Below are 24,848 nucleotides of genomic sequence, written 5' to 3' on the forward strand. Positions count from 1 at the left end.
CATGTACGACCCCCGTCCGGTGCTGCTGGTCATCGCCCACGGCAGCCGCGATCCCCGGCACGCGGCGACCGTGCACGCGCTCACCCGGCGCGTGCGGTCGCTGCGGCCCGGGGTGCGGGTGGAGACCGGCTTCCTGGAGTTCAACGCCCCCGCGGTCCCGCAGGTACTGGACCGGCTGGCCGCGGAGGGCGTCCGGGACGTGGTGGCGCTGCCGCTGCTGCTGAACCGCGCCTTCCATGCGAAGTCGGACATCCCCGCCGTGCTGCGCCAGGCTCGTCCCCGGCTGCGGATCCGTCAGGCAGAGGTACTCGGCCCCGCACCGCTGCTGCTGACGGCGCTGGAGCGGCGGCTGTACGAGGCGGGGCTCAGCCCCTCCCACAAACGCTCGACCGGGCTGGTACTGGCCTCGGCGGGCTCCACGGACCCGGAGGCGATCGCAGTGATCGCTGAAATTGCGCGGGAGCTGCGGCACACCGGTTGGTGCGCCGTGCGGCCTGCGTTCGCCTCCGCTGCTCTGCCCCGTACCGACGACGTGGTACGGGAGTTGCGGTCGACCGGCGTCGACCGTGTCGCGGTGGCCCCGTACGTCATCGCGCCGGGCCGCCTCCCCGACCGCATCGAAGCGGGCGCGAGGGCGGCGGGCGCCGACGTACTGGCCGCGGTGCTCGGCCCCTCGGCGGAACTGGCGCGGGTCCTGCTCACCCGCTACGACGAGTCGCGCGCGGCGCTGCCGCTCGCGATGACCGCCTGAGACACCGGACCGCGCACCCGCGCGGCCAGTTCCCCGAACGGCATCGAGCCCGCGGGCCGCCGATCACGCGCGAACTCGCCGGCCACCCGTTGCAACTCCGCGTTGACCGGGGTGGGAACACCGTGCGCCCGGCCGATCAGCACGATCTCGCCGTTGAGGTAGTCGGTCTCGATCGTGCCGGTACCCCTGCTGAGGCTCTGCCAGGAGGAGCCGCCGCCACGCGGATGCCCTTCCAGCGGCTGCGGATCGACCTTGTGCCCGCGGGCTTCCCGCTGTTCCTCGTCGCTCACGGCCTCGATACCGGCTGCCGCGAAGGCGGCCCGTCCCTCGGCCACGGCCCGATCCAGGAGCTCTGCCCGGGCGTCGGCTCCGGCCGTCCCGCACACCGCCCCCAGTGCGTTGCCCAGGTTGGCCAGGAGTTTGGCGTACTTCCAGCGCATCACGTCCGGGACGACCGGCGCCTCGAAGGGTGCCTTCTCCAGTGCCCCGGCAATGTTCCGGGCGGTCTCATCCATGCCCGCCGGGTAGCGGCCGATGTGCAGCAGTCCGCTGAGCGGGGCACAGGCGGCCACGACCACCCCCGGTTCCAGGAAGTGCGCGGGCAGCCAGACACACATGCCGTACACCCGGCTGAAGCGCCGCAGGGCCAGCCGTTCGCTCTCGACGCCGTTCTGCGCGCAGACCAGCGGCAGTACCTCACCCGCGGTGGCGCCATCGGTACCGGCCACCTCGCGCGGGGCCCAGGCGTCCAGGGCGGCGATGCTGTCCTGGGTCTTCACGGTGAGGACCAGGACGTCGCCGGCGCGCAGCTCGACCGCTTCCGGGCCCTCGGCCACCGGCAGCCGGTGGGTGCGGGTGCCCTGCGGGGTCACCAGCCGCAGGCCATGGTCGCGCAGTGCCTCGTAGTGGGCGCCACGGGCCACCAGGAGCACGTCGCTGCCACTCTCCGCCAGCCTGCCGCCGATGGCGCCGCCGACGGCTCCCGCTCCGATGATGATGTGGCGCACCGCGACTCCATAGCTGTGTCAGCAGGTCAGGGGAGCCGACCGGGAAGAGACCGGCACGCGTCCAGCATAGGTCGGCCCGGTCAGCGCGAACCCGGCACTCGGAGGGGCGGCGCGAACCTCAGCTGGGCCGAATGGGTCCTTTTCGTGGAAGGTGCGTCCCGCTTCCTTCGCTTTTGGCCGTGCTTATGACATGCAGTCAGATAGCAGTGATTTGTACGACAATCATCTCGGCTTGAAGGAGCCCCGCGTGATCACCACCTCCTCCACCCACTCCCCCGTCATCCGCACGGGCATGGCTGCTCTCGCCGCTCTGGCACTCACGGGGATCTCTCTGGTGGGAGCGACGTCCGCTGCTGCCGCTCCCGGCGACAGCGGTGAGCTACGCATCCACAAGCCAGGTACCAGCGCGTCCGACACCCGGGACGAGACCACGGTCTGCAGATTCAATTTGGCCGCGTCCAACTTCGCACCGGATCTGGCGACGATCCCCTGGACGATCAAGCCGGCCCCGCCGAACCCGAACCTGCCCTCCCTGGTGAGCAGCCTGCCGGTGCTGAACGGCACGGGGACCACCACGAACCTTGCCCTCCCCAACGGCCAGTACCAGCTCACCTGGACCGCCCCCGGCGCCGTCCCGAAGAGCTTCAAGGTCGACTGCCCGCAGACCGGCACCCACGACCCGGGGCACGACGACAGGCCCCAGTGGCAGGCCGGCGGCGACCACGAGTGGCAGGCCGACGACAACGGCCGGCCGTCCGGCGCGGTGCACGCCGGCGGCGGCGGTGTTCCCGACATCCAGAACACCGCTGACAGCGGCTCGCCCGTCGGACCGCTGCTCGTCACAGGTGCGCTCGGAGCAGCCGGACTGATCTTCGTCCGCCGTGCCCGCCGCCGCGCCCATGGTGCGGCGTAACCCGCCCTACCGCCGCCGACGGGGACCGAGTCGCGCCTGCCGCCTCTCCATCACGGTAACGGTGACTCTGACACTGGTGACCGGTATCGTCCGGGGGTGCGGCCATTCGCCCGCCGGTCCGCCGGTCACCAGTGCGGCCGGAGCACCGCACGCCGGGCCGTCCGCGGCGTCGAAACCCGCCCCGCTGCCGCCGACCGCCCCGACGAAGCTGGCCATTCCGGCCCTGGTGATCGAAGCGCCGGTCGTCGGTCTGGAACTCAACCCGCAGGGGCAGCTCAACACCCCGCCGATGAGCAAGCCCCACGAGGTCGGCTGGTACCGGGACGGCCCCAGCCCCGGCGCCGAGGGGACAGCGGTGATCGTCGGGCACCGGGACACCCGGACGGGACCCGCCATCTTCCTGAACCTCAACGCCCTGCATCCGGGCGACCTGATCAACATCACGCGAGCGGATGACCGGACGGCGGTCTTCAGCGTCGACTCGGTGAAGACCTACAAGAAGAAAGACTTCCCCGACGCCAAGGTCTACGGCGACAACGGCCGACCGGAGCTGCGGCTGCTGACCTGCGGCGGTCACTTCGATCCGAAGACCGGTTATGGCGCCAATGTGGTGGTGTTCGCCCATCTCAAGGAGCTCAAGAAGACCTGATGCCCCGCTGCGGAGCCGGTGGCCGTGGCCCCTCAGCCGGATACCCGTCGGCTGAGGGGCTTCCGGCATGAAGGTAGGGTCGACTGCACCGCTCCGCACACCATCCCGCCGACCGGCGGACCTACTGACGTTGCCGCACCGCTCACCTGCTCTGCTGCCGACGCCCGGCAACGACATGAAGGAGCTGAACGGCCTGTGAGCACGGTGGTGATCCGAGCGGACGACGTCGACGTCGTCAGGGACGGCAGTCTGCTGCTCGACTCGGTCTCGATGACCGTACGCAGCGGGGAGCACTGGGCACTGCTCGGAGCGAACGGTGCGGGAAAGTCCACCCTGCTCGGGCTGCTCGGTGCGGTGACCCATCCGACGCGCGGGACCGTACAGATCCTCGGGCGCACGCTGGGCCGGGTCGACCTGCGGGAGCTCCGGTCCCACCTGGGACACATCAACCCCCGCCACCCGCTGCATTCGCCGCTTCGGGTGCGCGAGGTCGTACTGACCGGACTGACCAACTCCATCGAGCCGGTCCCGCGCTGGTCGCCCACGGCGGAGCAGGTCGCGCGGGCCGAGCAGGTGCTGACCATGCTGGGCATGGGCGGCGACAAGACCGAGTCCCGCTGGCCGACCCTGTCCCAGGGCGAGCGCGGCCGGGCGCTCATCGCCCGGGCGCTGATGCCCAGCCCGCGTCTCCTGCTGCTGGACGAGCCGGCCACCGGGCTGGATCTCGCGGCCCGCGAGCAGCTGCTGAGCAGTCTGGACACGCTGCGCGGTGAGCATCCTGAGCTGGTGACGGTGCTGGTCACCCACCACCTGGAGGAACTGCCCGCTTCGACGACGCATGCGATGCTGCTGCGCGGCGGGCAGTGTCTGGGTTCCGGACCGGCCGACGAGGTACTCACCACCGACCACGTCAGCAAGTGCTTCGACCATCCGGTGCTGATCACCCGTACGGAGGGCCGCTGGGCGGCCCGTGCGGAGCGGGTCAGCCCGCGCTGACGCCGGTCATCTCCACCAGCTTGACGACCGTGTTCCAGTTGCGGGAGGTACCGGTGATGCCTCTGTTCACGGCGGGCCTGTTCAGCACCTCCGCAAGCTTGGAGCGCCCCAGACCGTCGGGCGCGTACAGGTAGAGAGCCCGGTCCCCGAGACGGAACTCCTCGGGCAGATAGGCCTCCGGATCGATCGCGGCGAACCTACCGAGGTCGACAGGTCCTGAGAAGTAGGTGACATGCAGCTGCTTCCCCGCCAACTCGGCGGCCGGAAACGGACATGCCTCGGCCACCGCACGCAGATAGCGTCCGTCACGCACCAGACAGGGCACGCTGAATCCGAAGTGGTTCTGGATGGCCTTCTCCAGGCCGGCCGCCAGCTCGTCCTGGTCGGTCGACTCGCTGCTGAAGACGGCATTGCCGCTGTTGAGGTGCGTACGGACATTCTGGTGGCCCAGCTCGGTGAGCAGTGCCCTGAGTTCCGCCATGGGCACCTTGTTGTGCCCGCTCACATTGATGCCGCGCAGCAGTGCCGCGTAGGTGATCGCCATGTGACGAAACATAGTCGGCCGCCGGACGCCAGGGGACCGCTGGAGCAGGCCATGACCCGGTACCGGACCCTTCAAGCGTGAGGGGCCATCATGCGGCTCCCTGGGGAACGCTCCTCCGCCGGGAGGAGGTAACGGTCCGCCGGTTCACCGGACAGCACGACGAGACGCGCTTATCACCGCTGTACCTTCGAGGTGGAGATGGCGGCGGCGCTCTGCCTCCGGTTCAGGGACCGCCTTACCGCCCGGCATGAAGGCCGGGATTTTCTGCGAAGATCAGAGGATGGACGAGGCAAGGGCCAGGGACGTACTGGCCGCGGCAGGGCTGGCGGGGGGCGCCGAGTTGCTGACGCTCGGTGAGAACGCGGTGTTCGCCGCCGGGGACCGCGTCATCAAGGTCGGCCGGGACGCCGAGCTGCTGGAACGGGCCGAGCGCGAACTGGCCGTCGCGGGCTGGCTGGCCGGGGCGGGGGTCCCCGCGGTCCGGGCGGCCGAGCCGACGCCGCGGCTGGTCGAGGGCCACCCGGTCACCCTCTGGCAGCGGTTGCCCGACGCCGTACGCCCCGCGGAGCCTGCCGACCTCGCGGCGCTGCTGCGCGCTGTCCACGCCCTTCCCTCCCCGGGCTTCCCGCTTCCCCGGCGCGAGCTGCTCGGCGGTGTCGAGCGCTGGCTGCGACTGGCAGGGGACGCGATCGACCGGGCCGATGCGGACTTTCTGCGGGCGCGCCGGGACGGTTTCGCCGACACGGCCGCAGCTCTGACGCCGGCTCTGCCACCGGGCCCGATCCACGGCGATGCGCTCCCCCGTAACGTCCATGTCGCATCCGACGGCCCTGTGCTGGTCGATCTGGAGACGTTCTCCTCGGACTTCCGTGAACACGACCTGGTCGTCATGGCCCTCTCCCGCGACCGCTACGGTCTGCCCGCACAGGCGTACGACGCCTTCACCCGCGCTTACGGCTGGGACGTACGCGAGTGGGACGGCTGCGCGATCCTGCGCGGTGCGCGCGAGACGGCAAGCTGCGCCTGGGTGGCGCAGCACGCGCCGAGCAACCCCGCGGCGCTGGCCGAATTCCGCCGCCGGGTGGCCTCACTGCGCGACAGTGATCCCGCGGTGCGGTGGTATTCGTTCTGAGGCGCCCCGCCCGCACTGTCCGTGGCGTCCGGCGTCGCCGGGTCCTTTTTTGCCGCTTACGCCCCCGACCGGGCGGCTGAAGCCACCGCGCGCAGCGGCCAGGCCGTCTCCACCACCGCGTCCGTGTTGCCCTTGCCGCGCAGGAACTCCTGGAAACCGGTGGCCCATTCGGCGTACCACTCGATCTGGTGGCGGTGCAGCTCCGCAGGGACCAGCGCGGCGACCTGTGCGTGCCGCTCGGCTATCGCGATCGCCACCAGGACCGCCGCCAGCGCGTCGGCCGCTGCCTGATGCGCGCTGTCCAGCACCACGCCGTACTCCGCGCAGGCCGCTTCGAGGGTCCGCTTGCCCTTGCGGTACCGGTCGACTCCCCGGTCTATGGTCAGCGGATCGATGACCGGACCGATCGGGCCGCCCAGCCGGTCGCTCAGCGAGGGCAGTCCGTGCCGGTGCAGCTCCGCAGTCAGCAGGGTCAGGTCGAACGCCGCGTTGTACGCGACGACGGGGATGCCCTGCGCCCAGTACCCCGTCAGCGTGTGGGCGATCTCGTCGGCCACTTCGGGCACCGGCCTGCCTTCGGCCACCGCCCGCTCGCTGCTGATGCCGTGAATCGCCGAAGCCTGTGCGGGGATGAGGATCCCCGGATCGGCCAGCCATTCCCGCTGTTCTGACGGATTGCCGTCCTTCCTGCTGACGACCGCTGCCGTCACGATCCGCGCTTCCAGCGGATCCGTGCCCGTCGTCTCCAGGTCGAAGCCGACCAGCGATCCCCGATGCCAGCTCATGGCGGCCCCTCCTTCGTGGTGCGTCCCCCAAGTGATGACCACCTTCGCACGCGCCACTGACAACGCGGGGCGGGGCTCAGGAGACGGGGCGGGAGTCCGTCCACACGGACTCGAATTCGTCCCGGTAGGTCTCGAAGAGTCCGTGCTCGGAATCCTGGCCGTGCCGGACCACCGCCCTGCTGCCACCGCGCAGCACCAGCACCGGTGCCTCCATCCCGCGGGCCTTGCGGAGATACGACTGGACCACCGCGAGGCCGTCGGTGCCGTCACCGTCGACCAGGCAGGCCATGAACCGCGGGGTCTCGTCGAAGACATGGATCTCGAACGCGCCCGGGTCCCGCAGCCGGGACCGCACCCGTCGCATGTGCAGGATGTTCATCTCCACCGTGCGGCTCAGTTCCCCCTTCTTGAGCCCCAGTTCCCGCTCCCGCCGTTTGACGGCGCTGCTCGCCGGGTTGAGGAACAGCAGCCGTACCCGGCAACCCGACTCGGCGAGCCTGACCAGCCGACGGCCGGAGAAGTTCTGCACGAGCAGGTTCAGGCCTATCCCGATGGCGTCGAGCCGGCGTGCGCCACCGAACAGGTCCTCGGCGGGGATCTGTCGCTGCAGGCGTACCCGGTCGGGATGGACGCTGATGACGTCCGCGTACCGGTCGCCCACCAGGTCCTCCACCGCGTCCACCGGGAGCCGGTCCGCGGAGGGGGCACCGGACCCGGCTCCCAGGATGTTCAGCAGCCGTGAGGAGGCCCGCTCGGCCTGGGCCAGTACGGCCTCGGACAGAGCGCGGTTGCGGGAGACGACGTTACGGGTGACCTCCAGCTCGTCCAGGGCGAGCTCCACGTCGCGCCGGTCGTCGTAGTACGGCTCGAAGCACGGCCAGTGCTGCACCATCAGCTCGCGCAGCTGTGGCAGCGTCAGGAAGCTGAGAACGTTGTCGTCCGCCGGGTCCAGCAGATAACCCTTGCGGCGGGAGACCTCGCGCACGGCCACCGCACGCTGCACCCACTCCTGGCCGGCCGGTCCGGCGGCCGCGACCACCCAGTCGTCCCCGTGCACCGGTTCGTAGATCGGACGCAGCACAGCGGCCACCACCGCGCGGAGCCGCTGCTCCACGAGGTTCAGCCAGATGTAGGCCCGCCCGGCCCGCTGGGCGCGCGTACGCACCTCGTTCCAGGCCTCCGCACCCCAGTCCAGCTCGGCCCCTATCTCCATCGGCCGGGCGAGAGAGACCGCTCCGGGTGGGACGTCTGTGGAGCCCCCGTCGTGACCTGAGTCACCTGGGGTCAGCTCCAGCCCTCCCGAGCCCACCCGCGTACCGCCTTTCGGTCCCCCTGCAACGATCAAGGAAGGGTACTCCGAGCGTGGGAGGCGGTGCAGCCGGATGCACAGGCTGATTTCACAACTCGTGCCGTCTTGCGGCCCGTTCCGGGGCGGTGCCTCCTCGCGGGTGAGGCGATTCATAGTGGTTCGCGGCGGGGACGCGCTGAGACGCATCACGGGCGGCCGGATGTGGAAGAGTCATCCCCATGCAGGTCTGGCCGGGACAGACGTACCCCCTCGGCGCCACGTACGACGGCGCCGGGACCAACTTCGCGGTCTTTTCGGAGGCCGCCGACCGAATCGAGTTGTGCCTGCTGCACGACGACGGTTCAGAGACGGCGGTGGAACTCCGGGAGACCGACGCCTTCGTGCGCCATGCCTACCTGCCCGGAATCATGCCCGGTCAGCGGTACGGATTCCGGGTGCACGGGCCCTACGAGCCGGAGAACGGACAACGCTGCAATTCGGCGAAGCTGCTCCTGGACCCGTACGCCAAGGCGGTGAGCGGGCAGATCAAGTGGGACGAATCGGTGTATGGCTACCACTTCGGCAAGCCGAACTCGCGCAACGACCTGGACTCGGCTCCGCACACGATGACCTCAGTGGTGGTCAACCCGTACTTCGACTGGGGCGACGACCGGTTGCCGCGCACGCCGTACCACGAGACGGTGCTCTACGAGGCGCACGTCAAGGGCCTGACGATGCTTCACCCGAGCCTGCCCGACGAGATGCGCGGCACCTATGCCGCGCTCGCCCATCCGGCCATCATCGAACATCTGACCGAGCTCGGCATCACCGCGCTGGAACTGATGCCGGTACACCAGTTCGTCAACGATCACCGGCTGGCCGACGCGGGACTGTCCAACTACTGGGGCTACAACACCATCGGCTTCTTCGCCCCGCACAACGCCTACGCCTCCTGGGGTGACCGCGGCGAGCAGGTGCTCGAATTCAAGCAGGCGGTGCGGGCGCTGCACGAGGCCGGGATCGAGGTCATTCTCGATGTGGTCTACAACCACACCGCGGAGGGCAACCACCTCGGCCCGACGCTCTCCTTCCGGGGCCTGGACAACGCCTCGTACTACCGGCTCACCGACGATCCCCGCTACTACATGGACACCACCGGCACCGGGAACAGCCTGCTGATGCGGTCCCCGCACGTGCTGCAGATGATCATGGACTCGCTGCGTTACTGGGTCACCGAGATGCACGTGGACGGTTTCCGCTTCGACCTCGCGGCCACCCTGGCCCGGCAGTTCCACGAGGTGGACCGGCTGTCGTCCTTCTTCGACCTGGTCCAGCAGGACCCGGTGGTCTCCCAGGTGAAGCTGATCGCCGAGCCGTGGGACGTGGGCGAGGGCGGGTACCAGGTGGGAAACTTCCCCCCGCTGTGGACCGAGTGGAACGGCAAGTACCGCGACACCGTCCGGGACCTCTGGCGCGGCGAGCCCCGCACGCTCGCGGAGTTCGCCGGCCGGCTGACGGGCTCCTCGGACCTCTACCAGGACGACGGACGGCGCCCGCTCGCCTCCATCAACTTCACCACCTGTCACGACGGCTTCACCCTGCACGACCTGGTCGCGTACAACGACAAGCACAACGAGGCGAACGGCGAGAACAACCGGGACGGCGAGAGCCACAACCGGTCGTGGAACTGCGGCGCCGAGGGTGACACCGACGACGCCGGTGTACGGGAACTGCGGAACCGGCAGATGCGCAACTTCATGGCCACCCTGCTGCTCTCGCAGGGAGTGCCGATGCTGAGTCACGGCGACGAGTTCGCCCGCACCCAGCAGGGCAACAACAACGCCTACTGCCAGGACAGCGAGCTGGCCTGGGTCGCCTGGCCGGAACCCGGGCCACGACGGTCGGAACCGGACGGTGAGGGCAGCCTCCTCGACTTCACCCGTGCGATGGTCGCGCTGCGCCGGGAGCATCCGGTCTTCCGGCGCCGGCGCTTCTTCCACGGCCGCCCGGTGGAGGGCACCCACGACGAGCTCTCCGACATCGCGTGGTTCACGCCCGAGGGCGGCGAGATGGGGCAGCGCGACTGGCAGGCCGCGCATGCCAAGGCGCTGACGGTGTTCCTGAACGGGAACGCCATCTCGGAGCCCGGGACCCGTGGTGAGCGGATCGCCGACGACTCGTTCCTGCTGATGTTCAACGCCGGCGCCGACGAGATCGACTTCCTGGTGCCGGTGAACCACGGCCGGCAGTGGGAGGTGGTCGTCGACACGGCTCGCCCGGACGGTGTGCCGCCGGGCCAGGGGCCGAAGGTGGACGCCGGCGACCGGATTGCTCTCATCGGGCGGAGTCTGACCGTGCTGAAACGGCCCGCCTGACGGCGAGTCCGCTTGCGGTGACAGGAGGCCGCCGAAACGGGGTACGTAGGTCCTCATGACGCCCACTGCGACGTACCGGCTCCAGATCCAGCCGGAGTTCCCGTTCTCCGCCGCCGAGAAAGCAGTCCCGTACCTGGCCGCCCTCGGCGTGTCGCACCTCCATCTGTCGCCGGTGCTGGACGCGGTGCCTGGCTCCACACACGGCTACGACGTCGTCGACCATGCGCGGGTACGGGACGAGCTGGGCGGCGAGAGGGGACTGCGGGGGCTGGCCAGGACGGCCCGCACGCACGGCCTGGGCCTGGTCCTGGACATCGTGCCTAACCACATGGCGGCCGCTCCGCGCTTCAACCGGCCGCTGTGGGAGGTGCTGCGTGAGGGACCCGGCTCGCCGTACGCGCGCTGGTTCGACATCGACTGGGAGGCAGGGGGCGGCAAGGTACTGCTGCCGGTACTCGGCCACCGGATCGGTGACGAACTGGAGCAGCTGACCGTCGACGGCGAAGTACTGCGGTACTACCAGCACGCCTTTCCGCTGCGCGAGGGCACCGCGCAACTGCCGTTGCAGGAGCTGCTGGATGCCCAGTGGTACCGGCTCGGCTGGTGGCGGCTGGCCCGCACCGAACTCAACTACCGCCGTTTCTTCACCATCTCCGACCTGATCGGGGTGCGGGTCGAGGACCCGGAGGTCTTCGCAGCGACCCATGCGAAGGTCCTCGAACTGATGGACGACGGCGTGGTCGACGGGCTGCGCGTCGACCACCCGGACGGGCTCGCCGACCCGGGCGCCTATCTGCGCCGGCTGGGCGAGGCGACGGGCGGCCGCTGGACGGTGGTCGAGAAGATCCTCACCGGCGACGAGCCGCTGCCCGCCGACTGGGCGGTGGCCGGGACGACCGGCTACGACGCACTGCACCGGATCGACGGACTCTTCACGGACCCGGCCGGCCTCGACGAACTCGCCCGGCATTACCGGGCCTTCGCCGACCCGCCGGCGGACCGTGGCGGTTACTGGGCGTCGACGGTGCGCCGGGCCGCGTACAAGGTGATCACGCACGAGCTGGCCGCCGAGACGACGTTCCTGGTCCGTACGGCCGAACAGATCTGTGCGGCGGACCCCGCCCTGCGCGACCATGCGCCCTGGGCGCTGCGGGTCGCGCTGCGCGAGCTGCTGGTGCGGGTGCCGGTCTACCGGCCTTACGTGACCGCCGGCGGCCCGACACCCGACGCCGCGGAGGCCACCCTGGACGCGGAGACGGTCCGGCAGGCGGCAGCGTCATTCACCGTCGCCGAAGAGGCGTCCGTGGTGGCCGTCGTGCGGGACCTCGCACTCGGCAAGCGGGGCAGCGGCCCGGCGCACGCCGCCTTCTGCGCACGCTTCGCACAGACCGCCTCCGCGCTGCGCGCCAAATCCGTCGAGGACACCGCCTTCTACCGCTACACCCCGCTGATCTCCGCCGGGGAGGTCGGCGGGGACCCCGGCACACCCGCCGTGAGCCCCCGGGAGTTCCATGCGTTCTGCACCCGGCTCGCCCGTGACTGGCCGGCCACCGGGACCGTACTGACCACCCACGACACCAAACGGAGCGCCGATGTCCGGGCACGGACCGCGGTACTGACCGAATGCCCCGGAGGGTGGGCCGACCTGCTGACGCGGCTGACCACCCCCGCGCCCGATCCGCAGGTGGCCTGGGTCGCCTGGCAGACGGCGTTCGGCTTCGGAGCGCCGGACGGGGAGCGGCTCGGCCCCGCCCTGCTGAAATCCGTACGTGAGGCGGGCCTGCTCACCAGCTGGACCGAGCAGGACCCGGCGTACGAGCAGGCGGTGGCCGATTTCGTCGCGGCGGGACCGGCCGGGCCGCCGCACGCCGCGATCGCCGCGTTCGCGGACGGCCTCGGTCCATACGTCCGCGCCAACGTGCTCGGCGCGACGCTGGTACAGCTGACGATGCCCGGCGTGCCGGACCTCTATCAGGGCACCGAAGGCCTCTATCTGGCCCTCATGGACCCGGACAACCGGCGCCCGATGCCACCACCGGCCGACCCCGGGGGCCGTTCGGGCCTGGAAGGCCTCTCGGCCGAGAAACTGGCCGTGACGACCACCGCGCTCCTGCTGCGCCGCGAATACCCGGAGCTCTTCGGCGAGTCGGGAACTTACGCACCGCTGGCCGCCCAGGGGCCCGCCGCCGACCACTGCCTGGCGTTCTGCCGCTCCGGTGAGGTCGTCACAGCGGTCACCCGGCTGTCGCTGCGACTCGCGGAGGCCGGCGGCTGGCGAGAGACCTCGCTGACCCTGCCGACCGGCCGGTGGAGCGATCTGCTCTCCCCCGAAAGGGAGTTCACCGGTACCGTCCGGCTCGATGAGCTCCTCGACCGCCGGCCGGTGGCGCTGCTCAAGCGGCTCGCACCGGCGGAGCTCCGAAATGCAGGCCTGGCGACCGCTGAGCGCGATCCTCGACCCGAAGCGGGTGCTCGGCCTTGAGCGGGGGCCTCACTCCGACGACAGCCGGAAGCCCATCCGTCCGAAGCTGACCGAGTCCCCGTCTCGCACCACCACCGCTCCGGTCACCCGGCGTCCGTTGACCGTGGTGCCGTTGGTCGAGCCGAGGTCGCGCAGCACCCACACCCCGGCTTGCACACCGAGTTCGGCGTGGACCCGGGAAACCGTCTCGTGGTTCAGCCGCAGGCCGTTGACCGGGTCGCGGCCGATGCGGAGCGGATACGGCCCGGGAGCGGGCAGCAGCAGTTTGGGCAGCCGCTCGGAGGTCCAGGCCCTGCGCAGCCGCTCCGAGAAGGCGGATATCTGGCCCACCGCGCCGAAGAACCGCTGCGACCAGCCGCGCTTGTTCTCCAGGTCGGCGGTGAGCACCGCCAGCTCGGCGGACTGGCGGGCAGCGAGCGCGAGTTCCATGCGGCGCATGAACGTGTCGGGCGACAGTTTGCCCTGTGCGGCGCCCTCCTTGAGTACGCCGAGGACACGGTCGCGCTCGGCGTCGGACAGCCGGGCGGGAGCCGTGTGGGGCTCGTACGCGGGGGACTCGTAAGAGGACGTCACACAGGTGATTGTCGGGCCGGGCGGGCGGAGGTGTCCAGACGGGCCCCGCGGCGCGATATCCACCTGACCGGCCCGGACGGCGATTGTTACGGTCTGCGGACATCACGCCCCCTCAGGAGCCGACAGCGGGCTGCGGCTGCTCGATACGGCGCTGACCCGGTTGTCCCCCGGCGGGGCGCAGCGTCCCGGGTTTCTGCGCTCTGTGCCGCCGGACTGGCGTACGGGCCAGGTGGCGAGGGATGCGGTCGAGGCACGGATGCGGGTCCTGGAGCGGACCGGGGCGCGGCTGCCGGTGCAGCGACGGCGGCTGGAGTGGACACCGGAGACGACTGTGCCCGGGAGCCGCGGCCCGCTGAGGTTCCGCGCCGTGCGGGACCGGGAGGATCTCATCGCGCTGATGTCCCTGGGAACTGCCACGCGGTCATCGCGTACATCGGTGTGCTGTCCGCCCACCGCGGCCGGGGACGCATCGACGAGATCCTCGCGGAGGGGACACGGGTGCCGGCCGCGCAGGACGTACCGCGTATCCGCGCGTCGACGGATCTCGCCAACGTCCCGATGGCGGCCGCCTTCGAGCGGGCGGGGTACGTCGGACTCCGAACGAGCGCTCAACCTGCTGTGGGACGGCTGAGGCCGTGCTGGGCCCGGATCACGTCCCGGTACCAGCGGTAGGAGTCCTTGGGCGTGCGCCGCATCGTCGGGTGATCGACGTGCACCAGGCCGAAGCGTTGTCCGTACCCTTCGATCCACTCGAGGTTGTCGGTGAGTGACCAGATGAAGTAGGCGCGGACGTCGATCCCGTCGGCCATCGCCGCGTGCAGGGCACGCAGATGACCGTCGATGAACGCGATCCTGCGGGTGTCCTCGATGCCGTCGTAGCCGCAGCCGTTCTCGGTGATGCGGATCGGCGGCAGGCGGTCGCCGAAGCGGTCCTTGAGGCCGACGAGCATGTCGCGCAGTCCCTCGGGGACCACCGGCCAGCCGAAGTCCGTCATCTCGTACCCCTCGATCTGCCGTATCCCGAAGGGCAGTTCGCCGGGCATGTCGAAGCCGGCGAACGAGTCGAGGGCCTCGGGTGCGGGCGCGCCGACCAGGGTGGGGTTGTAGTAGTTCACCCCGTACCAGTCGAGCGGGCTGGAGATGACCTTCAGGTCTTCCGCGACGGGGCCGGGCATCAGAGCCGCGAAGTTCTCGTCGGGGTAGGCGCCGGTGAGCAGCGGGTCGGCGAAGAGCCAGTTGTAGACCGAGTCGTACAGCTCCGCTCCGAACCGGTCCTCCTCGGTGTCACCCGCCGTACGGACGGGACTGTGCGACACGGCGATGCCGATCTCCGCGGCCGTGGCGGCGCGCAGCGCGCGGACGGCGAGACCGTGGGCGAGCAGCTGGTGGTGGGCGGCCGGCAGTGCGTCGAAGAGCAGCTTCCTGCCGGGTGCGTGCTCGCCCAGTGCATAGCCCAGCAGGGTCACCTCCGCGGGTTCGTTGATGGTGATCCACATCGGCACGCGGTCGGCCAGCCGCTCGGCGACCGTGCTCGCGTAGTCGGCGAAACGGTGGGCGGTGTCGCGGTTCAGCCAGCCGCCCGCCCGTTCCAGCGGCAACGGCGTGTCCCAGTGGTACAGGGTCGGCACCGGGGCGATGCCGTGCGCACAGAGTTCGTCGACCAGCCGGTCGTAGAAGTCGAGGCCGGCCGGGTTGACCGCGCCGCTGCCGTCGGGGACCACGCGCGGCCAGCTCACGGAGAACCGGAAGGCCCCGGCTCCCAGACCGGCGAGCAGTGCGACGTCCTCGCGGTACCGGTCGTAGAACCCGGTGCCGAGCGAGCCGTCGCTGCCGTCCTTGATCCGCCCCGGCTGCGCCGCGAACTCGTCCCAGCCGGAGGGCCCTCTCCCGTCGCGCGTGGCCGCGCCCTCGGTCTGGAAGGCGGACGCGGACACGCCCCACAGGAAGCCGGGCGGGAAGGCGGGCAGCGGGCCGGGCAGCGGCGGCAGCGTCATGCCTCGTGACCCTAATGGCCCGAGTTCCCTCGCTCCAGGCCCCGATCTTGCCAAGATGGGACGGATCGACTGTTGCAAGGACCGATGACCGAGGACGAGGGACCGTGGACAAGGGCCAGGGACCGTCGACAAGGGGGGACCGCGTGCTGTTCGAGGTATGGGCGCCGGAGAGGGAGCTGGTCACGCTCCAGCTGGCGGGCAGGACGCTGGCCATGGAGCGCGACCCGTCCCGGACCGGCTGGTGGATGCTCGGCGCGGAAGCCGCCGAGGGGGACCACTACGGCTACTCGCTCGACGGCGGGCCGGTGCTCCCCGACCCCCGCTCCCGCCGCCAGCCGGCCGGGCCCGACGGGCTCAGCGCGGTGCTGTCCGCGGACGCGTACGAGTGGCGGACGGACTGGCCGGGGCGCGGGCTGCCCGGCGCGGTGCTGTACGAGCTGCACATCGGTACGTACACCCACGAGGGCACCTTCGACGCGGCCGCCCGGCGGCTGGAGCACCTGGTCTCGCTCGGCGTGACCCATGTCGAGCTGATGCCGGTCTGCCCGTTCCCCGGCCGGCACGGCTGGGGGTACGAAGGGGTGTCGCTGTGGGCCGTGCACGAGCCGTACGGCGGGCCGGAGGGGCTCAAACGATTCGTCGACGCGGCCCATGCGCTCGGCATCGGGGTGGTGCTCGACGTGGTGCACAACCACCTCGGTCCTTCCGGCAACTATCTGCCCGCATTCGGCCCGTACTTCACCGACACCCATCACACGCCGTGGGGCTCGGCGGTCAATCTCGACGCACCCGGCTCGGACGAGGTCCGTGCGTATCTGCTGGGCAGCGCGCTGGCCTGGCTGCGGGACTACCGGCTCGACGGGCTGCGGCTCGACGCCGTCCACGCCCTGGCCGACAACCGGGCGCTGACCTTTCTCGAGGAGCTGTCGGAAGCCACCGACACGCTCGCCGCCGAGCTGGGCAGGCCGCTCTTCCTGATCGCCGAGTCGGATCTCTGCGATCCGCGCACCACCACGCCGCGCGCGGCGGGCGGCCTCGGGCTGCACGCCCAGTGGAACGACGACTTCCACCACGCTCTGCACACCGCGCTGACCGGCGAATCACAGGGCTACTACGGTGACTTCGCCCGCGCGCCGCTCGCCGCGGTGGCCAAGACGCTGGCCCGGGTCTTCTTCCACGACGGTACGTACTCGACCTTCCGGGGCCGTACGCACGGCCGGCCCGTGCACCGCACATCGACGCCCGCGCACCGTTTCCTCGGCTATGCGCAGACCCACGACCAGGTCGGCAACCGGGCGCTCGGCGACCGCCTTTCGGCCACCCTCTCCCCCGGTCTGCTGGCCTGCGCGGCGACCTTGGTGCTGACCGGTCCGTTCACACCGATGCTGTTCATGGGCGAGGAATGGGGCGCCCGCACCCCCTGGCAGTTCTTCACGGAGCACACCGACCCGGAACTCGCCGCGGCCGTGAGCAACGGCAGGCGGCGGGAGTTCGGGCAGCACGGGTGGTCGGAACAGGAGATCCCCGATCCGCAGTCCCCGGCCACCAGGGAGCGGTCCTGTCTGGACTGGTCGGAGCCGGAGCACGGCCCGCATGCCCGGCTGCTCGGGTGGTACCGGGAGCTGATCGCGCTGCGCCGCACCCAACCGGACCTCGTCGACGCTGATCTCGCCGCCGTGAAGGTGGCCTTCGACGAGGAGGCCCGCTGGCTGGCGTTCCGGCGAGGCGATCTGCGGATCGCGGTCAACCTCGGCCGGGACGTCGCGGAAATCCCGTTGAACGGCCGGGACACGCACGTGCTGGCCGCATGGGAGCAGGTCCGCCCCCCGGGCGACGACGGCGCGTTGTCGCTGCCGCCCGAGTCCTGCGTCGTGCTGGCCGACTCCTGAGGCGACACGTCGTTGAGCGGGCCCGCGCTACTCGACGAGCGCCATCTCACGGGAGGTGTTGTTCAGCCGCCGGCCGCCGTCCTCGGTGACCGTGACGATGTCCTCGATCCGGACGCCGAAGCGGCCGGGCAGATAGATCCCCGGTTCGACGGAGAAGCACATCCCGGGCATCAGCAACTGCTCCTCCCCCTCGATCATGTAGGGGGGTTCGTGGGTGGTGACCCCGATGCCATGGCCGGTGCGGTGGATGAACCGCTCGCCGTATCCGGCCGCGTCGATGACGGCGCGCGCGGCCCGATCGATCTCCTGACAGGCGATGCCGGGCCGCACCGCCGCACATCCGGCCTGCTGAGCCTCCCGTACGACCTCGTGCACCTGCCGCTCCTCGGCGGTCGGCTCGCCGACGTGGACGGTACGGGAGGTGTCGGAGCCGTAACCGTGCTTGAGGCCACCGAAGTCGAGCACCACCATGTCACCGTCGACGATGACCCGGTCGCCCGCTTCGTGATGCGGATTGGCGCCGTTGGGACCGGAGCCGACCACCGTGAAGTCCACCTGGGAGTGGCCGAACTCCCCGAGTAGGGCGGCGAGGTCGGCTGCGATGTCCGACTCCCTGCGGCCGGCGAACGGGACCCCGAGGATCTTGTCGTACACCGCGTCGGCCGCGGCGCCGGCCGCCTCGATGCGAGTCAGTTCGGCCGCGTCCTTGACCGCGCGCAGCATCGGCAGCGCCTCGGTCAGTGCGGTGTACGAGGTGTCCGGCCGCGCCTTCTGCAGTCCCAGCAGGTGCATCGCCCAGGCGTTGTCGCTCACCGCGAACCGGCCGCCTCCGCCCAGCAGGGGTGCGGTGACGGCGTAGGGGTCCCGGCCGTCGGTCCAGTCCAGCAGGGTCAGGGCGGGCGCCCCCGCGGAGTGTTCGGCGTCGGGGGCCTCCAGCGTGGGCACCACGAGCACCGGTTCCCGGCCGGCGGCGATGACCAGCAGGGTCAGCCGCTCGGTGGAGATGGGCCGGTAGCCGGTGAGGTGGACCAGATCGGGTCCCGGCGCGACCAGCACTCCGGCGAGTCCGGCGTCCGCGGCGCTTCGCGCGGCGCGGTCGATCCGGGCTCGGTAGTCCTCAGCGGTGAACGGGGCGGGTTCGAAAGACATGGCCCCATCCTGCCGGGCGCGGGCCGCGTGTGCGACCCGCGCGCGACCTTCGTGTGCGACGCACGCCTGCGCTCTCCGGTGCGGCCTCGGGTGCGCGGCCTACGGGTGCGACACGATCAGGTCGGCCAGGTCCCGGCCGGCCTCGATGAGCCGGGCGTTGGCCTCGTCGGACCGGTTCACCCAGCGTTCGGCGGCCTCCTGGCTCCTGCCGTGCCGCACATGCCGCTCGACGAGTCTGCGGACGCGCTCCCGGTCGTCCGGCGCGAGGAACCACGTCTCGTCGAGCAGCACCCGGGCGCGCGGCCAGTGCAGCAGATAGTTGCCCTCGGTGATGACCAGCGGTACGTCCGCCGGGACCGGAACGGAACCCGCGAGCGGCTCCTCGAGTGTCCGGTCGAAAGCCGGCGCGTAGACCGTGTCACTGCCGGCTGCGCGCAGCCGGGCGAGCAGCGCCACGTAGCCGGACATGTCGAAGGTGTCGGGGGCACCCTTGCGTTCGGTCCTCCCCAGGCGGCGCAGTTCCCGCTGGGCGAAGTGGAAGCCGTCCATCGGGACGACCACCGCGCGCCCCTCGAACCGGGCGGCGAGTTGACGCGCGAGGGTGGATTTACCCGCCCCGGGTGGTCCGGTGATGCCGAGGATCCGCCGGCGCCCGGACGCGGCGAGGCGTCCGGCCCGGTCCATGAGGTGCTGCGACGTCATGGCCCGCATTGTTCCCTGTTCCTCGCGCCTCCGCTTCGGCGTGTCGGGTGCTACCTATAACCTCTCTGCCATGTCTCACATCGCCCTGATCAGCCTGGTCGTCCGGGACTACGACGAGGCGATCGCTTTCTACACCGGTGCGCTCGGCTTCGGTCTGGTGGAGGACACCGACCGCGGTGACGGCAGCCGCTGGGTCGTGGTCACTCCGGCCGGTGGGCGGCCGGGCACCGGTCTGCTGCTCGCCCGGGCGAAGAACGACGCCCAGCGGGCAGCCGTCGGGGCGCAGGCCGGCGGCCGGGTCGGCTTCTTCCTGCACACCGATGACTTCGCCGGTGACCATGCCAGGATGCTGACCGCCGGCGTCCGCTTCCTGGAGGAGCCGCGCCACGAGCCGTACGGCACGGTCGCCGTCTTCGAGGACCTGTACGGCAACCGTTGGGACCTGTTGCAACCGGCGTGAGAGTCATGTCGGACATGGCTGTTACGTTTCCTCTATGACGGTTTCCGGACATGCCATCGGCCTGCTGAGGGCGCAACCCGTGCCGGCCGAACTGGCTGCCCGCTCCTTCGGTTTCGACCTGGACCGGGCCGGGCGCGGCGAAGCCGTGCGGCTGGCGTCCGGCGCCTCGCTGGACCCGCTGGCCGGGGACGGGGCGGGCGGTGCGTACTTCGTGTGCGGCGGAGGCCCGGTGCTGTACGCCTCGGCCGCCGGCGCGGCTGGGCTGATCGGGGCCGATCCGGACGAGGCGCTGGAGATGCTGATCGGGCTGCCGGCCTGGCGCGATCTGCTGCAGCTGGCCCCCGGCGCGGGCGAGCGGCAACTGCTGGCCGCCGTTGCCGAGTCGGAGAAGGAGCTGCGCGCGCGTGTCCCGGATCTCGACGCCGGGCGGAGCGAGCTGCGTGACGCCCTGGGGTTCGCCGAGCGTTCCCCCGTCGAGTTGGTCGCCCGGCTGCACACGGCGCTGCTGCGGACCGAGCCCGGGCATGTGCTGCTCGATACCGCCACCGGGCGTGCCCATGGGCTGCTCGACCCGCATCCGCGGACGCCGCTGCGGGAAACCGTGCTGGCGCCCGGCCGGGCGGATCTGGCCCGGCTTCGCGACGACGCCTCGGCGCTGCCCGCCGTCGCCGAGGACGGGGCACGGCGGGCCGCGGTCCTGCGGGCCGCGCAGTTCGACCGGCGGGACACCGATCTCCCGCTGCTGCGGCGGCTGCTGGCGTACGAGGCCGCAGCCCCGAGGGCGGGCGAGGAACTGCGGCTGGCCGCCGTACTGGTGGGGCTGCACGGGTGCGCCGCCGACGTGCCGCTGCTCCGCGAGATCGGAGCGTCGAAGCCCGCTGCCCGGCGGGGGACGCCCGCGATACCCGAGGCGCCGGCGCCGCTCGCCGCCTGGGCACGCGCGGCCGACGAGGCGCTCTTCGGTGATGACCCGGCTCGTCAGCCCGAGCTGACCTGGATCCGGCTGGCCCGGCGGCAGGGCCGTACCGAGCATGCCCGGGTGGCGCTGCTGCGCATGCTGGACGGCGCCGGGACTTCGGCCGATGTGCTGCGGATACTGAGCGCCGAACTCGAAGCGCTCGGCGATCACTTCCAGGCTGCGCGGGCCCAGTCGGGTTACGCCGCGCTCCTGGACAAGCCCCGCGAGCGGGCGCTGGCCGCACGCAAACTCACCGAGCTTCAGCGGCTGACAGGCGATCTGCCGGCCGCCTGGCGGACCCTGCAGCAGGTCGCCGGCATGCTGGACGCGGACGAGTCCGGCCGCCAGTGGCGGCGTCTGGGCCTCGGCCGGCTGATCACCGCCGAGCACTTCGAGCTCGCGCTCGCGGCGGCCAGGGCGAAGCTGACCCGGATCGCCCGTGAGTCGCTGTCGGCCGGCGCCGAACTGCAGTCCGGGATGGGCAAATCGGCACATCGGAGCCTGGGGATGCTGTCCCAGGAGGCCAAGTGGGCCGTGGCCCGGCTCATCAAGTAACGCGCCGGCCGCTGCCCCTCCCTATCCGCCGGCAGCCGCTGCGAGCAGCGTGATCAGGCGGCCCGCTGTCTCCGCCATGGCCCGTCGGCCGGCCTTGAGATATTTCCGCGAGTCGACGGCCTCGGGCTGGGCCGTCAGTACCTCCCGGATCGCCGCGGTCATGGCGAGGTTCAGCGCCGTGCCGATGTTGACCTTGGAAATGCCGCCGGCAACCGCTGCTGTCAGTTCGGCGTCCGGCACCCCGGAGGAGCCGTGCAGCACCAGTGGCACGTCGACTGTTTTCCGTAGCCGGCCGAGGAGTTGGTGGTCCAGGATGGCAGTGCGCGAGGTCATCGCATGGGAACTGCCGACCGCAACGGCCAGTGCGTCCACCCCGGACGCGGCCACGAAGGCGCACGCCTCCTCCGGGTGGGTACGCGCTCCCGGGGCGTGCGCATCCAGTGGCGCGGCCCTGTCCTTGCCCCCGACCTCGCCCAACTCGGCCTCGATCCAGAGCCCCTGGGCGTGCGCCCAGTCGGCCGCGGAGCGGGTCGCGGCGAGATTCTCCGCGTACGGCAGGTGAGCGGCGTCGTACATCACCGAGCTGAACCCGGCGTCGGCCGCCTGGCGCAGCAGTCGGTCGCTCTTCACATGGTCCAGATGCAGTGCGACGGGCACCGAAGCGAGCCGCGCCGCTTCGGCCGCTGCGCGGGCCAGCGGCAGCACCTGCCCCTGGCGGTAACGCACCGCGTTCTCGCTGATCTGCAGGATGACCGGAGCTCCGGCGGTCTCGGCCCCGGCGATCACCGCTTCGGCATGCTCCAGGGTGATGATGTTGAACGCGGCCACCGCGCCGTTCCGCGCGGCGGCGTCGGCGACCAGCGGGCCGCTGCGCACCAGGGGCATCGCTCAGCCCTCGTCGAGGATGACGGAACGGGTGAGGTGGCGCGGGGCGTCCGGGTCGAGACCTCGGGCGTCCGCGATGGCGACGGCGAGGCGCTGCACCCGTACGAGCTCGGCGAGCGGGTCGAGCCGGCCGGCCACCCAGCTGCCTCCGGTGGCCCCGACCTGCTCGTCGAGGCCCACGGGAGCGTCGCCGAACATCCAGGTGGCGGTCCCCTCGGTGGTGATGCTGATCGGGCCGTGGCGGTATTCCATGGCCGGATACGCCTCGGTCCAGGACAACGATGCCTCCCGCATCTTCAGCGCGGCCTCCTGCGCGAGGCCGACGCTCCAGCCGCGTCCGAGGAAGGTGAACTGCGAGCAGTCGACCAGTCCTTCGGGCAGGGGATCGGCGAGCGCGGTGCGCGCGTCCGCCACGACGGTCGCGCTGTGCAGACCGAAGTGCGCGCGCAGCAGAGTGAGCGCGGTGGTGGCGAACCGGGTCTGGACGACGGACCGCTCGTCGGCGAAATCGAGCACCACGAGATCGTCGGCGGCTTCCATCACCGGGGTCCTGGGGTCGCCGGTGATCGCGGTCGTCCGTGCCTTCCCCCGCACCTCGGAGAGAAGTTCGAGCACTTCGGTCGTGGTGCCCGACCGGGTCAGTGCGATCACGCGGTCGTAGGCACGGCCGGAGGGGAACTCGGATGCGGCGAAGGCGTCGGTCTCACCCTGTCCCGCGCCTTCCCGAAGGGCGGCCACGGCCTGCGCCATGAACCACGAGGTCCCGCATCCGACGATCGCTACGCGCTCCCCCGGGGCCGGCAGTGCGGCCGCATGGCTACCGGCCTGACCGGCGGCGCGCTCCCAGCAGTCGGGCTGACTGGACAGCTCCTTCTGGACATGGCTCATGCTGGATTCCACCCCTCAGATACCTACTCCGCGTGCATGCTCATTGATGCAAGATACTGCCATGTTTCAAGCAGAATCAAGCACACAGAGGTCTCTGGGCTAAGGTCACTGCGATCGGCCGACGAGGGCCGAAGAGGAGAGCGCGAAAGATGTCACAGTCCCGCGACGCCCGCTGGAAGGAACTCCTGGAACTGCTCGTCGAGCAGGGCCGCCTCGACGTCGAGGAAGCGGCCGTCGCACTGAATGTCTCCGCCGCCACCATCCGGCGCGATTTCGACCAGCTCGCACAACAGCAGATGCTCGTACGCACCCGGGGCGGCGCGGTCGTCCACGGCGTCAGCTACGAACTCCCGCTCCGTTACAAAACGGCTCGGCGGGCCTCCGAGAAGCAGCGCATCGCCCAGGCGGTCGCCGAACTGATCACCACCGGGGAGGCGGTCGGCCTCACCGGCGGCACCACGACGACAGAGGTCGCCCGCGCTCTCGCTCTACGCCCGGACCTGGCATCCGGCACCCCGGCGCTCACCATCGTGACCAACGCGCTCAACATCGCCAACGAGCTCGCCATCAGGCCGCAGTTCAAGATCGTGATCACCGGCGGGGTGGCCCGTCCGCAGTCGTACGAACTCATCGGTCCGCTCGCCGACGGCGTCCTCGGCCAGATCACCATGGACACCGCCGTGCTCGGCGTGAACGCCTTCGATGTGGTCCACGGCGCCGCAGCGCACCACGAGGACGAGGCCGGAATCAACCGGCTGCTGTGCGAGCGCGCCGAACGGGTGGTCGTCGCGGCCGACTCCACCAAGCTCGGCACCCGCGCCTTCGCCCGGATCTGTACCACCGATCAGGTGGACACCCTGGTCACCGACACCGGAATCCCGCAGGAGATGGCCGGCCTCTTCACCGATGCGGGTGTCGAGGTCATCACCGTGTGAGTGTCCGGTCGCGCTGCCGACCCGACGCGGCGCAAGCCGCGTCACCGGCTCCCTGCGGGGCGGTTCGCCGTACAGCATGGGGTCCGCCCCTGGCATGGACGTGCGAGGCGGAGCCGCCGGCCAAGCCGTGCACCACGTCGATGTCGCGCACTCGGCAGGCATGGTCGCGGGCATGCTGCTGTCAGAGGCCGACAGCGACAGCCGTACGAATCAGCCCGTCACGCACCGCCCACCTCCCCTCGAAACCGGCCGGCCGGCGCCCATCCAGCAACGGCCCCGGCACCAGCAGCCGGGCCGAAAACGTACCCGCGACCGGATCCACCGTGATGGCGGCCTCGTCGAAGCCGAGCCAGCGACGGGTCATCGGATACCAGGCCTTGTACACGCTCTCCTTGGCGCTGAAGACCAGGCGTTCCCAGCACACTTCGGGATACTCCGCGGCCAGCGCCGGCAGCCACGCCCGCTCCTCGGCAAGCGTCACCAGCAGCAACTCACCAGCGCCCGGCATCGGTTCGTTCGGCTCCGCGTCCATACCGATCGACACGACTTCGTCCGCACGGGCCACCGCCGCGGCCCGGAACCCGTCGCAGTGCGTCATGGTGCCAACGATCCCGTCCGGCCAGCGCGGCTCGCCCTTCGGACCACGCAGGATCGGAACCGGCGCCACGCCCAGCCTGCCCAGCGCCGTACGGGCACAGGCCCGCACCGAGGCGAACTCGGCCCTGCGCTTGTGCACCGCCCGGACAACGAGCAGTTCCTCCTCGGGGAACAGCGGCGGCAGCACCGCGGGCTCGCCGAACGACTCAACCGTCACCACCGGGCTGGGCAGCAGGTGTTCCATTCCCCCTCGCCGGTCTTCACCTCTCGTCGCGGATGCGGACGTCTTCTCGGCCGTCTCGGGGTTCTCGGTGCCCTCGGGAGCGCTCATGGCGGTCATT

At 71.0% G+C, this 24,848-nt stretch carries 22 protein-coding genes; 11 read left to right on the forward strand and 11 right to left on the reverse strand.

Annotation, left to right across the window (positions count from 1 at the left end; translation table 11 throughout):
• The first annotated feature begins 1 nt into the window (after position 1).
• Entirely contained in the window at positions 2–751 is a 750-nt protein-coding gene (locus tag AB0M87_RS08630) for a sirohydrochlorin chelatase (protein ID WP_365851166.1), read from the forward strand.
• On the opposite strand, the gene AB0M87_RS08635 is transcribed toward AB0M87_RS08630, so the two are convergent.
• Complete coding sequence (locus AB0M87_RS08635) at positions 706–1,758, reverse strand: 2-dehydropantoate 2-reductase N-terminal domain-containing protein (RefSeq protein WP_365851167.1); 1,053 nt, start codon at positions 1,756–1,758, stop codon at positions 706–708. The genes AB0M87_RS08630 and AB0M87_RS08635 overlap by 46 nt on opposite strands.
• Before the next feature lie 247 nt (positions 1,759–2,005).
• On the opposite strand from AB0M87_RS08635, the gene AB0M87_RS08640 reads away from it, so the two are divergent.
• The 3 genes from AB0M87_RS08640 to AB0M87_RS08650 all read left to right on the forward strand — a co-directional run bounded on the left by AB0M87_RS08640 (position 2,006) and on the right by AB0M87_RS08650 (position 4,316).
• The gene (locus AB0M87_RS08640; protein WP_365851168.1) at positions 2,006–2,671 is read left to right on the forward strand and encodes a hypothetical protein; all 666 of its coding nucleotides are present in this window, start codon (positions 2,006–2,008) and stop codon (positions 2,669–2,671) included.
• A 49-nt stretch (positions 2,672–2,720) separates the two neighbouring features.
• Positions 2,721–3,320, forward strand: coding sequence for a class F sortase (locus AB0M87_RS08645; protein ID WP_365851469.1), 600 nt, complete (start codon positions 2,721–2,723; stop codon positions 3,318–3,320).
• Between the two features lie 195 nt (positions 3,321–3,515).
• Positions 3,516–4,316 (forward strand): ATP-binding cassette domain-containing protein, encoded by an 801-nt coding sequence (locus tag AB0M87_RS08650; RefSeq protein ID WP_365851169.1) that lies wholly within the window; start codon positions 3,516–3,518, stop codon positions 4,314–4,316.
• Here the strand turns inward: AB0M87_RS08650 and AB0M87_RS08655 are convergent.
• Positions 4,303–4,860 carry a DUF1697 domain-containing protein gene (locus tag AB0M87_RS08655; protein WP_365851170.1) on the reverse strand — a complete coding sequence of 186 codons (558 nt, stop codon included), beginning with the start codon at positions 4,858–4,860 and terminating at the stop codon, positions 4,303–4,305. The two genes, AB0M87_RS08650 and AB0M87_RS08655, sit on opposite strands and share 14 nt — an antisense overlap.
• A 280-nt stretch (positions 4,861–5,140) precedes the next feature.
• Here AB0M87_RS08655 and AB0M87_RS08660 point away from each other — a divergent pair, with 280 nt between their 5' ends.
• On the forward strand, positions 5,141–5,992 hold the full coding sequence (locus tag AB0M87_RS08660) for an aminoglycoside phosphotransferase family protein (protein WP_365851171.1): 852 nt from the start codon (positions 5,141–5,143) through the stop codon (positions 5,990–5,992).
• Positions 5,993–6,048: 56 nt separating this feature from the next.
• On the opposite strand, the gene AB0M87_RS08665 is transcribed toward AB0M87_RS08660, so the two are convergent.
• Together AB0M87_RS08665 and AB0M87_RS08670 are read right to left on the reverse strand one after the other, a co-directional pair.
• Complete coding sequence (locus AB0M87_RS08665; protein ID WP_365851172.1) at positions 6,049–6,777, reverse strand: 3'-5' exonuclease; 729 nt, start codon at positions 6,775–6,777, stop codon at positions 6,049–6,051.
• A 76-nt stretch (positions 6,778–6,853) separates the two neighbouring features.
• Entirely contained in the window at positions 6,854–8,086 is a 1,233-nt protein-coding gene (locus AB0M87_RS08670) for an SAV2148 family HEPN domain-containing protein (RefSeq protein ID WP_365851173.1), read from the reverse strand.
• Between the two features lie 218 nt (positions 8,087–8,304).
• On the opposite strand from AB0M87_RS08670, the gene glgX reads away from it, so the two are divergent.
• Both glgX and treY read left to right on the forward strand, forming a co-directional pair.
• Complete coding sequence (gene glgX, locus AB0M87_RS08675; RefSeq protein ID WP_365851174.1) at positions 8,305–10,440, forward strand: glycogen debranching protein GlgX; 2,136 nt, start codon at positions 8,305–8,307, stop codon at positions 10,438–10,440.
• 55 nt (positions 10,441–10,495) lie between these two features.
• A complete protein-coding gene (treY, locus tag AB0M87_RS08680; RefSeq protein WP_365851175.1) occupies positions 10,496–12,922 on the forward strand; it encodes a malto-oligosyltrehalose synthase in 2,427 nt (808 codons plus the stop codon).
• 9 nt (positions 12,923–12,931) lie between these two features.
• Here the strand turns inward: treY and AB0M87_RS08685 are convergent, their stop codons facing one another.
• Both AB0M87_RS08685 and AB0M87_RS08690 read right to left on the reverse strand, forming a co-directional pair.
• Positions 12,932–13,495 carry a DUF1707 and FHA domain-containing protein gene (locus AB0M87_RS08685; protein ID WP_365851176.1) on the reverse strand — a complete coding sequence of 188 codons (564 nt, stop codon included), beginning with the start codon at positions 13,493–13,495 and terminating at the stop codon, positions 12,932–12,934.
• Positions 13,496–14,103: 608 nt separating this feature from the next.
• Positions 14,104–15,489, reverse strand: a complete 1,386-nt coding sequence (locus AB0M87_RS08690; RefSeq protein ID WP_365851177.1) for a GH1 family beta-glucosidase — start codon at positions 15,487–15,489, stop codon at positions 14,104–14,106.
• Positions 15,490–15,632: 143 nt separating this feature from the next.
• Between AB0M87_RS08690 and treZ the strand changes: the two genes are divergently transcribed.
• Positions 15,633–17,378, forward strand: a complete 1,746-nt coding sequence (gene treZ, locus AB0M87_RS08695; protein ID WP_365851178.1) for a malto-oligosyltrehalose trehalohydrolase — start codon at positions 15,633–15,635, stop codon at positions 17,376–17,378.
• Positions 17,379–17,405: 27 nt separating this feature from the next.
• Here the strand turns inward: treZ and AB0M87_RS08700 are convergent, their stop codons facing one another.
• Complete coding sequence (locus AB0M87_RS08700) at positions 17,406–18,527, reverse strand: aminopeptidase P family protein (RefSeq protein ID WP_365851179.1); 1,122 nt, start codon at positions 18,525–18,527, stop codon at positions 17,406–17,408.
• Positions 18,528–18,626: 99 nt separating this feature from the next.
• Positions 18,627–19,229, reverse strand: a complete 603-nt coding sequence (locus AB0M87_RS08705; protein WP_365851180.1) for a nucleoside/nucleotide kinase family protein — start codon at positions 19,227–19,229, stop codon at positions 18,627–18,629.
• 70 nt (positions 19,230–19,299) lie between these two features.
• Between AB0M87_RS08705 and AB0M87_RS08710 the strand changes: the two genes are divergently transcribed.
• Both AB0M87_RS08710 and AB0M87_RS08715 read left to right on the forward strand, forming a co-directional pair.
• A complete protein-coding gene (locus tag AB0M87_RS08710; protein ID WP_365851181.1) occupies positions 19,300–19,689 on the forward strand; it encodes a VOC family protein in 390 nt (129 codons plus the stop codon).
• A 34-nt stretch (positions 19,690–19,723) separates the two neighbouring features.
• Positions 19,724–21,202 (forward strand): hypothetical protein, encoded by a 1,479-nt coding sequence (locus tag AB0M87_RS08715; RefSeq protein WP_365851182.1) that lies wholly within the window; start codon positions 19,724–19,726, stop codon positions 21,200–21,202.
• Between the two features lie 21 nt (positions 21,203–21,223).
• Here the strand turns inward: AB0M87_RS08715 and AB0M87_RS08720 are convergent, their stop codons facing one another.
• Together AB0M87_RS08720 and AB0M87_RS08725 are read right to left on the reverse strand one after the other, a co-directional pair.
• On the reverse strand, positions 21,224–22,087 hold the full coding sequence (locus AB0M87_RS08720; protein WP_365851183.1) for a class II fructose-bisphosphate aldolase: 864 nt from the start codon (positions 22,085–22,087) through the stop codon (positions 21,224–21,226).
• A 3-nt stretch (positions 22,088–22,090) separates the two neighbouring features.
• A complete protein-coding gene (locus tag AB0M87_RS08725; protein ID WP_365851184.1) occupies positions 22,091–22,975 on the reverse strand; it encodes a sugar isomerase in 885 nt (294 codons plus the stop codon).
• Positions 22,976–23,124: 149 nt separating this feature from the next.
• Here AB0M87_RS08725 and AB0M87_RS08730 point away from each other — a divergent pair, with 149 nt between their 5' ends.
• The gene (locus tag AB0M87_RS08730) at positions 23,125–23,910 is read left to right on the forward strand and encodes a DeoR/GlpR family DNA-binding transcription regulator (RefSeq protein WP_365851185.1); all 786 of its coding nucleotides are present in this window, start codon (positions 23,125–23,127) and stop codon (positions 23,908–23,910) included.
• Positions 23,911–24,091: 181 nt separating this feature from the next.
• On the opposite strand, the gene AB0M87_RS08735 is transcribed toward AB0M87_RS08730, so the two are convergent.
• Positions 24,092–24,751: a 4'-phosphopantetheinyl transferase superfamily protein gene (locus AB0M87_RS08735; RefSeq protein WP_365851470.1), complete on the reverse strand. Its 660-nt coding sequence runs from the start codon at positions 24,749–24,751 to the stop codon at positions 24,092–24,094.
• Between the last annotated feature and the right edge of the window lie 97 nt (positions 24,752–24,848).

Source organism: Streptomyces sp. NPDC051320 (genome assembly GCF_040682175.1).
GTDB lineage: Bacteria > Actinomycetota > Actinomycetes > Streptomycetales > Streptomycetaceae > Streptomyces.

Excerpts from the sequence above, each read along its gene's own strand:
- AB0M87_RS08730 (WP_365851185.1), top strand. The coding sequence starts at position 23,125 with ATGTCACAGTCCCGCGACGCCCGCTGGAAGGAACTCCTGGAACTGCTC.
- AB0M87_RS08700 (WP_365851179.1), bottom strand. The coding sequence starts at position 18,527 with ATGTCTTTCGAACCCGCCCCGTTCACCGCTGAGGACTACCGAGCCCGG.
- AB0M87_RS08690 (WP_365851177.1), bottom strand. The coding sequence starts at position 15,489 with ATGACGCTGCCGCCGCTGCCCGGCCCGCTGCCCGCCTTCCCGCCCGGC.
- AB0M87_RS08655 (WP_365851170.1), bottom strand. The coding sequence starts at position 4,860 with ATGGCGATCACCTACGCGGCACTGCTGCGCGGCATCAATGTGAGCGGG.
- AB0M87_RS08735 (WP_365851470.1), bottom strand. The coding sequence starts at position 24,751 with ATGGAACACCTGCTGCCCAGCCCGGTGGTGACGGTTGAGTCGTTCGGC.
- AB0M87_RS08665 (WP_365851172.1), bottom strand. The coding sequence starts at position 6,777 with ATGAGCTGGCATCGGGGATCGCTGGTCGGCTTCGACCTGGAGACGACG.
- treY (WP_365851175.1), top strand. The coding sequence starts at position 10,496 with ATGACGCCCACTGCGACGTACCGGCTCCAGATCCAGCCGGAGTTCCCG.
- AB0M87_RS08710 (WP_365851181.1), top strand. The coding sequence starts at position 19,300 with ATGTCTCACATCGCCCTGATCAGCCTGGTCGTCCGGGACTACGACGAG.
- AB0M87_RS08705 (WP_365851180.1), bottom strand. The coding sequence starts at position 19,229 with ATGACGTCGCAGCACCTCATGGACCGGGCCGGACGCCTCGCCGCGTCC.
- AB0M87_RS08715 (WP_365851182.1), top strand. The coding sequence starts at position 19,724 with ATGACGGTTTCCGGACATGCCATCGGCCTGCTGAGGGCGCAACCCGTG.
- AB0M87_RS08720 (WP_365851183.1), bottom strand. The coding sequence starts at position 22,087 with ATGCCCCTGGTGCGCAGCGGCCCGCTGGTCGCCGACGCCGCCGCGCGG.
- glgX (WP_365851174.1), top strand. The coding sequence starts at position 8,305 with ATGCAGGTCTGGCCGGGACAGACGTACCCCCTCGGCGCCACGTACGAC.
- AB0M87_RS08630 (WP_365851166.1), top strand. The coding sequence starts at position 2 with ATGTACGACCCCCGTCCGGTGCTGCTGGTCATCGCCCACGGCAGCCGC.
- AB0M87_RS08660 (WP_365851171.1), top strand. The coding sequence starts at position 5,141 with ATGGACGAGGCAAGGGCCAGGGACGTACTGGCCGCGGCAGGGCTGGCG.
- AB0M87_RS08725 (WP_365851184.1), bottom strand. The coding sequence starts at position 22,975 with ATGAGCCATGTCCAGAAGGAGCTGTCCAGTCAGCCCGACTGCTGGGAG.